Genomic DNA, 15,194 nt, shown 5'->3' on the forward strand with positions numbered 1-15,194 from the left:
GTCATGAAGAAAATTATACAGCAAACAGAAGACATCCTGGATTCCCTGAGTTCCCTTGAAACCGATTGGAAAGACGCCTTTTCCAACAGGGTTGTTGACTATCTGGATCGGTTTTCAGAACTGGATGCCGATCCCTGGACTCTTGTACGTCTCTTAGATGAAGATTTTGAAGCTGCGACTACGGTGATCAGACTTTTTCTAGAACTGTCAAAGGATGAATACAACACAAGGTTGAGAGCTCTCTTCTCCAGCCCCCGGCTGGCCGGCAAAAGCGGATTCAAATCCAACCCTCTGGGCTATGTGGAAACCCTGGAACCTCTCTTGTTGAACAGCATCATGCAGGAGACCATGAGTCGGAGCTATACCTGGAAGGATATTCTAACCGAGCGGCTCAAAGGAGGCCGGGGGAGTGCCATCAAGGGGCAAAAACGCGGGCGTGAACTGGAAGATTTTGTGGAGGCCATTGTCTCCTCGGTCTTTACCGATTACGAGGCCAGGTGCAGCTTTGTCGGCATGGATGGAATCTCTACGGAAAAAGCAGATTTTGCCATTCCCAGCCGTGAGAAGCCTGAAATCCTGATTGAGGTCAAGGGCTATGGGGCCACAGGAAGTAAGCAGACAGATGTCATCGGGGATATTAACAGGATCATACAGGAAAAGAGGCACGATACGGTACTGCTGATTTTTACCGACGGGATAACCTGGAAATCCAGGGAAAGTGATTTCCGGAAGCTTGTAGACTTTCAGAATTCCGGTTTCCTCTATAGAATTTACACCAAAAAAATGCACATTCAGTTCAAGGAAGACCTGGTGATGTTGAAGAATGAAAAAGGCTTATGACTTCACAGAAATGGCCGGTACTTTATTTGAAAAATTATAAACAATTGGATTTCAAGGGCAGGCATTAGTATACTCAAAGTGCAATAGAACATTCAGATTGGCATGTTTGTCCAATCCCGAAAGGAGATACAGTGAGAAAGGTTATTCTGGCGGTCTTAATATTGACATTTGTAAATATCAACTTGTTTTCTGCTGGAAGCGGAGATTCTCTGCCGCCCTTTGAAGAGCGGCTTGATCATCTGTCCTGGGAGGATATCCTAGACGAAGCAAAGGGTCAGAGTGTCTATTTCTTCATGTGGGGCGGAAGCGAAACTTATAACAGCTGGGTGAGCACATGGTTGGGCGACAGGTTGCGTTCAAAATATGATATCCGCCTTGTCATGGTTCCCATTGACGGAGCCGGTGTCTTTGTAAACAAGGTCCTGGGGGAAAAACAGGCTGGAAAAACCAAGGATGGGGCCGTCGATCTGATGTGGATCAACGGTGAAAACTTCAAGACCATGAGGCAGGCCGACTTACTCTTCGGGCCCTATGCTCATAGGCTTCCCAATTTACAGTACATCGATCCTAAAATCATGAAGTTTGACTTTGGCTACCCCATCGAGGGGTATGAATCTCCCTATGGAGCCGCCCAGAGTGTGATGGAGTATGATAGCGCCCGTGTATCAGATCCTCCCTCAGATATAGGAGCTCTGTTCCAATGGGCCAGGGAGAATCCCGGTAAGCTAAGCTATCCGGCGCCTCCGGATTTTACGGGCAGTGTCTTTGTCCGTCATGTGTTTTATTATGTTGCCGGGGATTCGCAGCTCCTCATGGGACCATTCGATGAGGATATTTATGATGATATAGCGCCCAGGGTCTGGGACCTCCTTAATGGCATTGAGCCTTATCTCTGGAGAAAAGGAGAAACCTATCCCGAATCATTTGCCAGGGCACAACAGCTATTCGGGAATGGTGAAATTTATTTTAATTTGAATTACGGAGCCGACGGTGCGGCTGATGCCATCAGCAAGGGGCAGTATCCGGATTCTGTGAAGACCTATATGTTTGAAACGGGGATGATTGGGAACACCAACTTTGTTGCCATCAGTTTTAATTCAGCTCACAAGGCGGCCGCCATGGTCATGGCCAATGAATTGCTGGACCCGGAGGTTCAGTACCATGCAGCCAGCCCCGAGGGGATGCGCTGGATGACCCCCCTGGATATGAATCTGATACCAGCTGCCATGAGGGAGCAATTTGAAGGACTGCCTCTTTCACCCTCCCGTCTTCCCACATCGGTTTTAAATGACCTGAGTCTTCCCGAAATGCAGTCAGACTGGTTGGTCCGCATAGAAGAAGACTGGCAGAAATACGTACTCAGGAAGTGATGTTGAATTCGGAAACCCGTGCTTACACACTCTTAGCTCCCTCTTTGTTGATCCTGATCTTACTCTTTTTTGGTGGGTTTATCCTGGGCATCTTTCAGAGCCTGAATTACTTCCCCCTCATCGGGCTTGAAAATCCCAATTTGGAGGCCTATGAGGGTGTTTTTCATACAGAAGAGCTTCTTTCCTCGGTTTTGCTCACCTTCTTTGTGTCTCTCACAGCCACGATATTGACAGTTGTTCTGGGAATTATGACCGCCTTGGCTTTGAGGGGCCGTTTTACCGGGAGCAAAGCCGTTTTGTTTCTCTATCAGTTCCCCGTTACCGTTCCCCACATTATCATTGCCCTGGGGATGCTCTTATTTTTGTCTCAAAGCGGAACTCTCTCCCGTTTCTTTTATTTAATTGGGGGAATTCAAGAGCCATCTGAATTTCCTGTCTTAATCAATGACCGCTGGGGCTGGGGCATCATCCTTGTGTATCTCTGGAAGCAGGTGCCCTTTATCGGCATCATCGTTCTCTCCGTTTTGCAGTCCCTTGGTGACCATTATGAAGAACTGGCTGTGAGTCTGGGAGCCCGGAGGTTTCAAATCCTGCGGCATGTACTCCTTCCCCTCATCCTTCCTGGAATCCTACCGGGGAGCATCATCTGTTTTGCCTATGCCTTTGGGTCTTTTGAGGTGCCTTACCTCCTGGGCTTACCCTATCCATCTATGCTGTCCGTTCTGGTTTACAGATATTTCAGTCATTCAGACCTAGGACAACGTCCCTCGGCTATGGCGCTTTCTGTCCTTATGACCGCCTTTTTACTGATCCTCGTTGTGGCTTATAAACGGGTCTTGAGGAGGGGAGCCCATTATGAATAGACCCCTCTCGGGTTTTCTCTTTGTTAGAAGGCTTCTCCTTCTGGGAATCCTAATGGGGGTGATTCTGCCTTTGCTGCCCCTGCTCGTGTGGGCATTCAGTCATCGCTGGCTCTTTCCTGACATTGTTCCAGAGTCTCTGAGCCTGAGGAGCTGGACCTATATTGTTCATCCGGGGAGCCGGATTCTCTGGGCAATCGCTAATAGCCTTATCATTGCCTTGGCCGTGACATTCCTGGCTATGGTAGTAGGAGTTCCCGCGGGAAGAGCCCTCGGATTGTACCGCTTCAAGGGAAAAATGGTCGCAGAACTGATTCTTCTGTCTCCGGCCTTGATCCCTTCCATGACGGTCACCATGGGAATCCAGATCCTTTTTATACGCTTTGGTATAACAGAGTCCCTCCTGGGTGTTATCCTGGTTCATTTGATTCCAACCATCCCTTATATGACCATCAGTATGAGCGGAGTCTTCTCTCATTATGATATTAGTTTTGAGGAGCAGGCGCGTTCTCTGGGAGCGGGAAATATACAGATTTTCACTCACATCACTCTTCCCGCAATTTTTCCGGGAATCGTCGTGGGATGCCTCTTCTCATTTCTGATCTCCTGGGGCCAGTATATACTGACCCTGATGATTGGCGGTGGTAGAATCATCACTCTGCCGCTCTTGCTTTTCAGTTTTGCATCCTCAGGAGACAACGCTTTGACAGCGTCCCTGGGGCTGCTCTTCCTCCTTCCTTCGGTTTTGATTCTAATTTTTACCAGCCGGTTCCTCACAGGAAAGTCTTCCGGTTTTGGCAGTTTTGGCGGCTTATGATTGATATAACACTAAACAATTTGACAAAACAGTATAATAAAAGTGAACCTGCGGTAGTCAAATCCCTGAATATGACCGTGTCCCGGGGAGATCTAGTGGCTCTACTGGGTCCTTCCGGCTGTGGGAAAACCACCATTTTAAAGATGATTGCCGGCCTTCACAGCGTCAGCGATGGAGAGGTCTTGTTTGACGGGAAGGTGGTCAATCATATTCCGGCCGAAGAGCGTGAAGTGGTCATGGTCTTCCAGAACTCTCTGCTATTTCCTTTTATGACAGTTGCAGAGAACATCGGGTTCGGATTGAAGATGCGTCATCTCGGCAAAGAAGAGATAGACCGCAGGGTTCATGAAATGCTGGAACTCATACAGATGGATGGCATGGGAGAACGAAAGTCCCATCAGCTTTCGGGAGGACAGAAACAGAGGGTGGCCCTGGCTAGAGCCCTGGTTATCCGCCCTCAGGTCCTTCTTCTGGATGAACCCTTGTCAAACCTCGATGCCTATCTCAGAGATGAAATGAGAGATCTCATCCTCCAGGTTCATCGGGATTTTAAAGTCACGACTATTTTTGTCACCCATGATCAGGAAGAGGCCGTCTTACTGGCCGACAAAGTAGCCCTCATATTTGAAGGAAGGCTGCATCAATATGGGGCTGTGCGTGATTTCTATGAAAAACCCCAATCCGAAAGGGTCGCCTCTTTTTTCGGCAATAGAAACTTCATCCAGGGAATCTGCAGCAAACAGGGCATCGAAACCGAGGTCGGTACGTTGCAGTCGGCATTGGCAAAGGACAGGCATGGAGAAAAGGTCTGCCTCATGATCCGTCCCGAACATATTTTGCCTGAAAAAGGGAAAGAGAATACCATCTTGTGCCTGATCAAAGAAAAAATTTACATGGGAACCTTTGTGAGGTACAGAATCGAATTTGCTGACAACCTCTGGGATGTACTGGATTCACCGGAACAAAGGGCAGGATATGACGAGGGAAAGCGGGGCTGGTTTACTTTTCCATCCCATCGCATCTGGATCGTTTAATCCCTTAAATATCTTAATATTTATTATTGAATTAGGGATGAAATAGTAATGATTATCATCTATAATTAAGGAAAATACTTATTAAAGAGGAATATTATGGGATTAAGTAAAGAAATGACAGATGCTTTTAACGAGCAGATTAATGCGGAAATGTACTCGGCTTACCTGTACCTTTCCATGGGCAGTTGGTTTGAAGAACAGAATCTCATGGGTTTTGCTAGCTGGTTTCGCTGCCAGTACCTTGAAGAGAACATGCACGCCATGAAGATGTATAACTTTGTCAATGAGAGAGGCGGACGTGTTATTTTGAAAGCCATAGAAGCACCTGAAACAAATTGGGGTTCCTATGTAGAAGCTTTTCAGCAGGTTGCCGAACATGAAGCTTATGTGACTTCGCTGATCAATAAGCTGGTAGCCAAATCCAGAGCTGCCAATGATTACGCATCCGAAAGCTTTCTCATGTGGTATGTGGATGAACAGGTAGAAGAAGAGGCCACCGCGGATGAAATGCTCTCCAGGCTGAAACTGGTTGGAAGCAATCCTAATGGCATTCTTCATATGGATACCGAGTTGAAGAGCAGGGGACCATCTCCTGATGTACTTCCCATTCACCTTGGACAGCCTGTTGCCTGATTGGCACCGTAACTTATAAATAAAAAATCCTCCAAAAGGAGGATTTTTTATTTGTCCAAAAGGACTAAAACTTTTTATATATGGGGTTTAAGCCTAGTAGCGATTGTCCCGGGGTCTTCTTTCGCGTTCGATCGCTTCGTTAACCCGCAGGTTTCTACTATCCAGCTCCTGATTGTTCAGTGCGGAGATAGCAGCTTCTGCTGCTTCGTCTTCTTCCATTTCTACAAAGCCAAAACCTTTGGATCGGTTTGTTTCTCTGTCAAAAATGATTCTTGCGCTGAGAACAGTTCCAAACTGAGCAAAGTGGTCAGCAAGTCTATCCTCATCAGTGTTGTAGTTTAAGTTCCCTACATAAATTTTCTTGGGCATCGTGCATCCTTACCGGTCATACCGGAATTTAAAAATAAAAGTTCATTGAGAGTGCAACGATCTTAATACACAACGTCTAGTCATGTGATTCTAAATCAGTCGTTACTCTAAGTAAGGATGTACTAAAAGGAAAACGAAGACGGAAATCAGAACAGAAAAGAATATGCGTAATTAAAAAGAACATTGCGGTTTCCCAACCTATTTATATACATAACAGGAAATCTTCTATCGGTCAAGAATAAAAGTATGCAAACCCAGTGAAAAATGAATATTTGCTGTAATATTGGCTCAACTCCCTCGGAAAAACCCTTGATAGCTCCTGATTTCTGATGTATCATGTGATATATCACATGATAGCTTAAGGAATTCCACAGTGCTACTTTCCCGGGATGTATACAATAAAATCTTAGAACAGCTGCTGGCCGGTGAACTCTATCCGGGACAGATTATCAATAGGCGCCAGATTGCCAATGATTTTGGCGTGAGTGTGGCACCGGTGCTGGAAGCCATGCTCCTCCTCGAACATGAGGGCCTTTTGGAAACCATTCCCCGTAAGGGCACTCAGGTCCGGTTGATCCGCCAAGAGGATGTGCTCGGTCAATTCATGGTGCGGGATGCCATTGAAAGCAAGGCGGCCCGGCTCTACTGGAATACAAAACTCCCCGATGCCTGTGAAGATATGATTGATTTTGCACGCCAGGTTGATACGGCCACAGAAGATTTGCTGGAAGACTGGCGTCTTGAGATCCTGTTTCATAAGGAATTGGTTTCCTTAGCGGGTATCCCGGCCCTTACAGCGGCCTTCGACAAGACCATGAAGCTGAGCCTTTTTTTTACAATGGCCCGCACAGTGAGTCCTGAAAATAAGAGTAGTCGGGACAACCATGAAGTCCTTATCGAAAATCTGAATAATGCTGCTTCGGCAGATGAAGCAGAGGATATCATCCGGACCCATGTCTGGTATGCCAAAGAACACTTGATAGAAGGCTGCGGTCAAATTTAGACGCAGAAAAAATATAAACATAGAAGACGTATCCATAAGGAGGAAGAAATGAAAGTCGTTATTGCTTCGGATTCATACAAAGGGTCCAACACAAGTATCAAAGTTGCCGCTGCCATCGAAAGGGGAATCAAGAAGGTTGATCCTTCACTTGATGTGGTTAAACTGCCTGTGGCTGATGGAGGGGAAGGGCTTGTACAGGCTCTGGTTCCCGAAGAAGACAAATGGGTTTATGTGAATGTTACAGGTCCCATGGGCAAACAGGTGAAAGCCGAATACGCCCTTTACAATGAAGATACGGCTGTCATTGAGATGGCATCTGCCTCTGGTCTTCCTCTGGTGACAGATTCCGTGAAAGACCCCCGCAAGGCCACGACCTTCGGGACCGGAGAGCTTATCAAAGATGCCCTGGATAGAGGGTGTAAAACCATCCTGATCGGTATTGGAGGCAGCGCCACCAACGATGGGGGATGCGGAATGGCCCGTGCTCTGGGTGTTAAGTTTCTAGACGCCTCCGGTCAGGAAGTGGATGCCGTCGGTGGCAACCTGGACAGCATCAAGGATGTAGACCTGAGCGGACTTCTTCCCAGCGTTAAAAATGCCACAATTAAAGTGGCCTGTGATGTGGATAATCCCCTTTGTGGAGAGCAGGGGGCCAGTGCGATTTACGGACCTCAGAAGGGAGCTACTCCTGAAATGGTCAAGGTTCTGGATGCCAACTTAAAGTCACTGGCCGAGCTGATGAAGAGCAAAACCGGACAGGATATGGCCGAAGTTCCCGGAGCCGGCGCCGCCGGTGGATTGGGATTCGGTTTAATGGCTTTCTGTGGCGGTGTCCTTGAGAAGGGAATCGATCTTGTTCTCGATTCTGTTGGATTCGATGCTTCCCTTGAAGGAGCCGATCTGGTCATCACCGGAGAAGGGCGTATTGACGGACAATCTGTTCGTGGAAAAGTGCCCGTGGGGATCGCAGCCAGAGCCAAGAAGAAAAATCTTCCCGTATTGGTCATTGCCGGAGACATCGGTCCTGGAATCAGCAACCTTTATGAATATGGAATTGATGCGGTAATGAGTACTGTCAACAAGGCCATGCCCCTCAAGGAAGCCCTTGAACGTTCCACAGAATTGTTGGAAGATGCAGCAGAAAGAGCCTTTAGAATGATTAAAATCGGGATGGATATCAAAGCTTGAAAAAACAGGCCATCATATTTGATCACGACGGCACATTGGTAGATTCCATTGATGCCGTCGTGTTCTGCACAAATCTCGTTATGAAAGAAGCCGGGTATGCCGAGGCAACACCGGCTGAGATAAAACGTGGCATGGCCTATCCCACCCTGGCCCGGTTTTCCTATCATACAGGAAACCGGGATTCTGATTCACTGAATAAAATGAGCCGGCTTTTCTATGAGGCAATGAACAGGAAGGCCGTGGAAATGGTCAAACTCTATCCAGGAATGAAAGAGGCTCTGGACCGCTTAGCCCGGGATGGATATTCCCTGGGACTTCTAACCAACAATCAGGGCATTTTCACACGCCGTGTTGCAGCCTACCTCAAATACTCCTACGATATGGAAGTGATCCTGGGGGAGGACAATGTTCCGGCTCCCAAACCGGATCCCCAGGGGGTACTTCAGGCCTGTGCCGGTTTGGGAGCGCGGCCTGAGGACTGCTGGTATATCGGCGATGGCGTACCCGACTATGAAGTTGCCCGGAATGCCGGACTGAAAAGCGGTCTTGTGACATGGGGTGCTCATCCAAAGGAAGAACTCCTGTCACTTCATGGGGATCAGTACTTTGATCACGCCCATGAGCTGGCCGACTTTTTCTGCGGTAAACAGGAGCGGTAAACATTTTACCCAGTCAAAGTCCCATCATAAACTCATAGGTCTTATCGTCAAAATCGGGTATGTCTTCGTGTCCAAAATCGGGATACACGATCATCTCCTTGGTGGCTTTTATTCTGTTGTACATGGCAAACTGGGTAGAAGGAGGGCAGATTGTGTCCATCAGACCCGTGGCCAATAGGACTTTTGCCTTGATTCTGGGTGCCAGAAACTGTAGGTCTATATATCCCAAGGTGGTGAAAATTTCCTCTTCACGTTCATGGCAGGGGTCAAATTTCCTAAAAAAATACTGGAGTTCCTCATAGGCCTTCTCACCCAGATCCAGCTCCCAAACCCTCTTGTAATCACAGAGGAAGGGGAAACGGGGAGCGGCCCTCTTGATTCTGGGTTCAAGAGCGGCACAGGCCAGGGTCAGGGCTCCTCCCTGTGATCCTCCCAGGGCTCCCACTCTGTTTTCATCCACTTCGGGGCTGTCAAATGCAATCCTCGCCAGGGCCACCGTATCCAGGAAAATCTGCCGGAAAAGAAGCTTCTCCGGGCTGTCCGACAGGCCTCTGATGATTTGACCCCGCCAAGTTGTTCCGGATACACCGCCTCGGTCCTCTGATAAACCACCCTGACCCCGGCTGTCCAGGGCAAACACTGAATACCCTGCGGAGGTCCAGCTCATCAGTTCCGACCAGGGAGGAGTTTCTCCTGTGTATCCATGAAAATGGAGGATCGCCGGGTGCTTTGTATCCGGAGAGGCATTTGCCGGCCGAGCATACCTTGCATGTATCCTGGAGCCTCCCACCCCAGTGAAGTAGAGGTCAAAACACTCCGCATGGGGAACCTTAAAATCAGCGGGTATGAGCTGGGGATTCAAGTCCTGGGATTCCAGCTCCTGCAAAGCGGCCTCCCAATACTTATCAAAGTCCGCTGGTTTGGGATTGATCCCCTTGTATTTCTTTAATTCTTTGAGAGGCATATCAACGCTGGGCATAACGATCTCCTTATGTTTGCTGTAATTTAGAAGAGCTGTTCTTTGCAGTCCTATTATTTTATTTATCAAATCATATCCCTTATTTTCTCTCTTAGCCAGAAAAATTCTATTGACCTATTGGTTAACCAGATGTATTAATGGGTTGTATTGGTTAACCAATAATGGCTCCGGGAGGGCTTTTTGTGGGGAAAAATGCAATAGTTGATATCGAATACTTCAAAGAAGGAGATACAGAACTCAATCCGGAAGAATTCATCCTGCAGAGAATCCGGGATCTGGTGCACAGTCATCAGCTTGAGCCCGGTGCCCGTCTTCCCTCGGAGAGAGTCCTGGCAGAAACTCTTCGTACCACAAGAGGCTCCATCCGTAAGGCCCTGCAGAAACTTGAGTTTTACGGTCTGGTGGAAATCTCTCCTCAGAGCGGGACCCGCATCAGCTCCATGAGGCAGGAGACCATTGAGGAACTGATGAGCTCCATCCCTGTCAGCCGGGATCAAAAAATGGCCGACCTCATGGAAGCCCGATTTATCCTGGATGTCCAGTGTGCCCGCCTGGCGGCAGAACGGAGAACAGAAACGGATTTAAAATTCATAGACGAGAGACAACATCTCTTTTTGGAGAGTTTTTACACAAAGAGCAAAACCCGGAGCTATCTGGAAGAAGACTACCTTTTTCATCTGGCCATTGCCAATGCCACACAGAACCATGTCCTCGTCTCCCTCCTCAGCCAGCTGACCCCCCAAATTGTCACCAGAGATCAGCCCCACCTGAGCCAAAGGGATCAGGACTTCTCCAGAATACCCCAGGAGCACCGGGAGATCATTGACGCCATAAAATCAGGCGATCCTTATCTGGCGGAGCAAGCCATGACCAGTCATCGGAACTGGGCCCTGAAAAGAATATTTAAGGAGTAATCAGTTGAAACAATTGAACCGGAAAACAGCCCTTGAGGCTGGAATGAAGTTGAAGGATAGACCCGTTAGAATCCTGCAGTTCGGAGAAGGAAATTTCCTCCGGGCTTTCATGGACTGGATGGTGGATGACATGAATCACCAGGGGCTCTATGACGGGAATGTCGCTCTTGTGCAGCCTCTTCCCCAGGGTACGATCGGGCTCATGAAGGATCAGGATTATCTTTATACCCTCCTTCTGCGGGGGATACAAAAAGGGGAGGTCATTGTTCAAAAAAAGATCATACCTGTGATTGACCGGGCAGTGAACCCCTATGAGGACTTCAAGGATTATCTGGCTGAGGCAGAAAATCCAGACCTGAGGATTATTGTATCCAATACCACAGAGGCGGGTATTGCCTTAGCTGAGGAAGACCGCCCAGATGACGAGCCGCCCCAGTCCTTTCCAGGCAAGCTGCTTTTGCTCCTCAAAAAGCGGTATGAAATTTTCGAGGGATCTCCGGATAAGGGCTTTCTTTTCTTCCCCTGCGAGCTCATCGACCGCAATGGGGATACCCTCAAAAGCATCCTTTTAACCCTGGCTTCTTCCTGGTTCCCCCAGGAGCCTGGATTCAGCAGCTGGATAAGCAAGGCGAATGTCTTTTTTAATACCCTGGTAGACAGGATTGTCAGCGGCTATCCGCGGGATGAAGCGGAAGAGCTCTGGGATGAGGCGGGATATAGGGATAATTTGATCGACACCGGTGAAATCTTCCATTTTCTGGTCATAGAGGGGCCTGTTGAATATGAAAAGGAGTTTCCCCTTCTGCAGGCCGGTTTCAATGTCAAATGGTGTGACAATATGACCCCTTATAGGACCCGCAAAGTGCGTATCCTCAATGGGGCACACACTATGACCGTCCTGGCTGCCTGGCTCTATGGGCTTGAAACCGTGCAGAACTGCATGGATGACATCATCGTTTCAGAATATATCCGCAAGGGCCTCTTTGAAGAGATAATTCCCACCCTGGACCTACCGGCAGAAGAGCTGGAAGAGTACGGGGCTGCCATACTGGAGCGTTTCAGTAATCCCTATATCAAACACTTCCTCTTGAGCATCTCCCTGAATTCTGTCTCCAAATTCAAAACCCGGGTGCTTCCCTCTCTTTTGGAATACATAGAGCGGAAAAAAGAGCTGCCTGAGCTGTTGAGTTTTTCTTTGGCTGCCCTCGTCTTTTTTTACAAGGGACGCCGGAGCAATAAAAATGATACGACCCTGGAAGCCAAGAGGTCTGTGGATGATAAGGAGTACTCCATCAAGGATTCTCCCGAAGTTCTGGATTTCTTTTCATCCCTCTGGGAGGGAAAAAGCGCGGAAACTATGAAAGAAGCGGAGCAGATAATGAGCTCTGTTCTGTCAAAAGAAGCGTATTGGGACCTCGATCTTAGCTCATTGGTGGGACTCAATGAAAAAACCTCTACATTTCTAATGCGCATGGTCAACGAGGGAGTACCCGCTGTCATGAAGGAGCTTGTCAATGAGTGATCCCTGGATCAAAATATCTGACCTGGATAATGTTGCTGTTGCCTTGAAGACAATCCCTAAAGGAACCAGGGTTCTGGGTGTAAGCGCTCAAGAAGAGATTCCCGCTGGTCATAAAATGGCCTTAAAAGACTTGCAAACAGCTGATTCTGTGATTAAATACGGCTACCCCATCGGGCGGGTCGTTCGGGATGTGAAGAGGGGAGAACATCTTCATACTCATAATGTCAAAACCCTCCTGTCGGGGACTCTGGAATACAGCTATGACCCTGTCTCGCCTGCAGTTCTTCACAGCACTGCCCGGGGGAAAACCTTCCTGGGCTATCCCCGGGCTGACGGCCGGACGGGGACCAGAAATGAAATTTGGATCATCAATACCGTGGGCTGCGTGAACAAGACCGCTGAGATCCTCTGCCGCCTGGCGGAAAAAGAGAATGACCGCCGCTGTGACGGAATCTTCAGTTTTGCCCACCCCTTCGGCTGCTCCCAGCTGGGAGAGGACCATGAAACCACCCGCACGATTCTGGCAGACCTGGTAAAACATCCCAATGCTGGTGCCGTATTGGTTTTGGGGCTGGGTTGTGAGAACAACAACATACCCTCCTTTAAAGAGGCTCTGGGACCCTACGATAAGTCCCGGGTTAAATTCCTCTCCACCCAGGATGTGGATGATGAACTGGAAGCCGGCATGGATCTGATCCGTCAGCTTTTAGAAGAAGTCAAACAGGACAAACGTGTGGAAACTCCCATATCCGAGCTAGTAGTGGGCCTTAAATGCGGAGGTTCCGACGGACTTTCAGGCATCACGGCCAATCCCCTGGTCGGACGCTTTTCAGACAGTATCGTGGGAGCTGGGGGCACCTCCATCCTCACCGAGGTCCCGGAGATGTTCGGAGCAGAGACCCTTTTAATGAACCGCTGTGCCGATAAGGTTGTGTTTGATAAAACCGTCCATCTCATCAATGACTTCAAGGACTACTTTACTAGCCATAATCAGGGGATCTATGAAAATCCATCCCCTGGGAACAAGGACGGGGGCATCACCACCCTGGAGGATAAGTCCCTGGGTTGTATCCAAAAAGGGGGGAGGGCCGCCGTGAGGGATGTTATCCCCTATGGGGGACGGGTAAAAACCAAGGGGCTCATCCTCTTAAACGGACCTGGAAATGACATCGTCTCCACCACAGCTATGACAGCCGCGGGAGCCACAATCATACTCTTTACAACCGGCCGGGGGACACCTCTGGGAGCCCCGGTCCCCACGGTGAAGATCGCCAGCAATACAGATCTGGCCACAAGGAAGAAAAGTTGGATCGATTTTAATGCCGGAGCCGCTGTGGAGGGGAAAAGCCCGGAGGATATCGACCGGGAATTGACAGATCTGGTTCTGGCAATTGCATCGGGAGATGAGGCAAAAAATGAGAAGAACGGGTATCGTGAAATATCTATTTTCAAAGACGGCGTCATCTTGTAGACTAGTATGGTATAGAACAGTTTAGCAGATCCACATGGAATGAAAGAGGAGAATAGAACATGAAATTTATTAATGATGATTTTTTATTGGAGAATGATGAGGCGAAAAAGCTGTATAATGAGTATGCCTCAAATCAGCCAATCATAGACTACCACTGCCATCTGAGCCCTCAGGAAATCGCAGAAGATAAAAAATGGGATAACATTGCCCAGATCTGGCTGGGAGGAGACCACTATAAATGGCGCTGCATGCGGACCAATGGAGTGGATGAAAAATACATCACAGGGGACGGTTCAGACAGAGACAAATTTCAAAAATTTGCGGAGACCATGCCCTACCTGCTGCGCAATCCCATGTACCACTGGTGTCATCTTGAACTGGCCCGCTACTTCGGCATTGATGACCTTGTGCTCAACGGCGATACGGCCCAGGAAGTTTGGGACCGCTGCCAGAAGGTCATCGACAAGGGGGGAATCAGCGCCCGTCAGCTCATGATAGACAGCAATGTTAAAACAGTCTGTACAACAGACGACCCCATCGATACCCTGGAGTACCATAGCTCCCTGGCTGAAGAGGGATTTCAGGTCAAGGTCCTTCCTGCCTGGAGGCCCGACAAGGTCATGGCCATAGACAAATCCTTCTGGGGAGACTATATCCTCTCCCTGTCCAAAGCTGCGGGCATTGATATCAGAGACTATGCCTCCCTGATCAAGGCTATTGAAATCAGGCACCAGTTCTTCCATAATGCCGGATGCCGCCTCTCCGATCATGGCCTTGAAACCTGTTATGCCTCGGCCTACACGGAAGATGAAGTGGCTCTGATCTTCAACAAGGCCCTGGCAGGTGAGGGGCTCACAGACGATCAAATCGATCAGTTTAAGACCGCTCTCATGGTCCATTTTGGACGTCTGGATGCCGAAAAGGGATGGACAAAGCAGATTCACCTTGGTGCCCTGAGGAACAATAACAGCAAAATGTTTGAAAAGATCGGCCCCGACACGGGATTCGATTCCATTGATGATAAAAATATCGCAGGACCTCTGTCTGCCTACCTGAACATGTTAAACAGCCGGGATCAGCTTCCCAGAACCATCCTCTACAACCTCAATCCCAGAGACAATGAAGTCATCGCTACCATGCTGGGTAACTTCCAGGATGGGTCTGTTGCGGGAAAACTGCAAATGGGATCTGGCTGGTGGTTCCTAGACCAGAAGGATGGTATGGAAAGACAGATGGAAGCCCTCAGTCAGCTGGGGCTGCTCCGCCGCTTTGTGGGAATGCTCACAGACAGCCGCTCCTTCCTATCCTACACCAGACATGAGTATTTCCGCCGCATTCTATGCTCCATCCTTGGAAAGGACATGGAAAAAGGACTCATACCCCATGATTACACCCTGGTTGGAGCCATGGTCCGTGAAATCTCTTATGAGAATGCAAGGGATTACTTCGGTTTCTAATCTTGGCAAGATATCTGTGCATCTCCCCGGTATAGCCGGGGGCGTGCTCTTCGGGGGCCTCGTCCACATGTGTGGACC

The 15,194-nt window shown here is 48.7% G+C and carries 15 protein-coding genes; 13 read left to right on the forward strand and 2 right to left on the reverse strand.

Annotated elements, in window-relative coordinates; all coding sequences use genetic code 11:
- The first annotated feature begins 3 nt into the window (after positions 1-3).
- The 6 genes from EXM22_RS01675 (at position 4) to EXM22_RS01700 (ending at position 5,554) form a co-directional block, all read left to right on the forward strand.
- Positions 4-840, forward strand: coding sequence for a DpnII family type II restriction endonuclease (locus EXM22_RS01675; RefSeq protein WP_149484845.1), 837 nt, complete (start codon positions 4-6; stop codon positions 838-840).
- Between the two features lie 131 nt (positions 841-971).
- Positions 972-2,210: an ABC transporter substrate-binding protein gene (locus EXM22_RS01680; RefSeq protein ID WP_168203291.1), complete on the forward strand. Its 1,239-nt coding sequence runs from the start codon at positions 972-974 to the stop codon at positions 2,208-2,210.
- A complete protein-coding gene (locus tag EXM22_RS01685) occupies positions 2,210-3,073 on the forward strand; it encodes an ABC transporter permease (RefSeq protein WP_149484847.1) in 864 nt (287 codons plus the stop codon). The genes EXM22_RS01680 and EXM22_RS01685 overlap by 1 nt, the downstream gene beginning before the upstream one ends.
- On the forward strand, positions 3,066-3,887 hold the full coding sequence (locus EXM22_RS01690) for an ABC transporter permease (RefSeq protein ID WP_149484848.1): 822 nt from the start codon (positions 3,066-3,068) through the stop codon (positions 3,885-3,887). Before EXM22_RS01685 ends, EXM22_RS01690 begins: the two co-directional genes overlap by 8 nt.
- A complete protein-coding gene (locus tag EXM22_RS01695) occupies positions 3,884-4,921 on the forward strand; it encodes an ABC transporter ATP-binding protein (RefSeq protein ID WP_149484849.1) in 1,038 nt (345 codons plus the stop codon). The genes EXM22_RS01690 and EXM22_RS01695 overlap by 4 nt, the downstream gene beginning before the upstream one ends.
- Positions 4,922-5,017: 96 nt before the next feature.
- A complete protein-coding gene (locus EXM22_RS01700) occupies positions 5,018-5,554 on the forward strand; it encodes a ferritin (RefSeq protein WP_149484850.1) in 537 nt (178 codons plus the stop codon).
- 93 nt (positions 5,555-5,647) lie between these two features.
- On the opposite strand, the gene EXM22_RS01705 is transcribed toward EXM22_RS01700, so the two are convergent.
- A complete protein-coding gene (locus EXM22_RS01705; protein ID WP_149484851.1) occupies positions 5,648-5,923 on the reverse strand; it encodes an RNA recognition motif domain-containing protein in 276 nt (91 codons plus the stop codon).
- Between the two features lie 373 nt (positions 5,924-6,296).
- Here EXM22_RS01705 and EXM22_RS01710 point away from each other — a divergent pair, with 373 nt between their 5' ends.
- From EXM22_RS01710 to EXM22_RS01720, 3 genes are read left to right on the forward strand one after another with little or no spacing between them, the layout of a single operon-like run.
- Complete coding sequence (locus EXM22_RS01710; protein ID WP_149484852.1) at positions 6,297-6,926, forward strand: GntR family transcriptional regulator; 630 nt, start codon at positions 6,297-6,299, stop codon at positions 6,924-6,926.
- Between the two features lie 48 nt (positions 6,927-6,974).
- Positions 6,975-8,114 carry a glycerate kinase gene (locus tag EXM22_RS01715; RefSeq protein WP_149484853.1) on the forward strand — a complete coding sequence of 380 codons (1,140 nt, stop codon included), beginning with the start codon at positions 6,975-6,977 and terminating at the stop codon, positions 8,112-8,114.
- Positions 8,111-8,773, forward strand: a complete 663-nt coding sequence (locus EXM22_RS01720; RefSeq protein WP_149484854.1) for an HAD family hydrolase — start codon at positions 8,111-8,113, stop codon at positions 8,771-8,773. The genes EXM22_RS01715 and EXM22_RS01720 overlap by 4 nt, the downstream gene beginning before the upstream one ends.
- A gap of 13 nt (positions 8,774-8,786) precedes the next feature.
- Here the strand turns inward: EXM22_RS01720 and EXM22_RS01725 are convergent, their stop codons facing one another.
- Entirely contained in the window at positions 8,787-9,752 is a 966-nt protein-coding gene (locus EXM22_RS01725; RefSeq protein WP_149484855.1) for an acetylxylan esterase, read from the reverse strand.
- A gap of 182 nt (positions 9,753-9,934) precedes the next feature.
- On the opposite strand from EXM22_RS01725, the gene EXM22_RS01730 reads away from it, so the two are divergent.
- From EXM22_RS01730 to uxaC, 4 genes are read left to right on the forward strand one after another with little or no spacing between them, the layout of a single operon-like run.
- Positions 9,935-10,666 carry a FadR/GntR family transcriptional regulator gene (locus EXM22_RS01730; protein WP_168203292.1) on the forward strand — a complete coding sequence of 244 codons (732 nt, stop codon included), beginning with the start codon at positions 9,935-9,937 and terminating at the stop codon, positions 10,664-10,666.
- A 4-nt stretch (positions 10,667-10,670) separates the two neighbouring features.
- The gene (locus tag EXM22_RS01735) at positions 10,671-12,188 is read left to right on the forward strand and encodes a tagaturonate reductase (RefSeq protein WP_246157058.1); all 1,518 of its coding nucleotides are present in this window, start codon (positions 10,671-10,673) and stop codon (positions 12,186-12,188) included.
- Positions 12,181-13,659, forward strand: a complete 1,479-nt coding sequence (locus EXM22_RS01740; RefSeq protein WP_149484857.1) for a UxaA family hydrolase — start codon at positions 12,181-12,183, stop codon at positions 13,657-13,659. Before EXM22_RS01735 ends, EXM22_RS01740 begins: the two co-directional genes overlap by 8 nt.
- A gap of 59 nt (positions 13,660-13,718) precedes the next feature.
- Complete coding sequence (gene uxaC / locus EXM22_RS01745; RefSeq protein ID WP_149484858.1) at positions 13,719-15,116, forward strand: glucuronate isomerase; 1,398 nt, start codon at positions 13,719-13,721, stop codon at positions 15,114-15,116.
- The last annotated feature ends 78 nt before the right edge of the window (positions 15,117-15,194 follow it).

Origin of the sequence: Oceanispirochaeta crateris (genome assembly GCF_008329965.1) — a bacterium.
GTDB lineage: Bacteria > Spirochaetota > Spirochaetia > DSM-2461 > DSM-2461 > Oceanispirochaeta > Oceanispirochaeta crateris.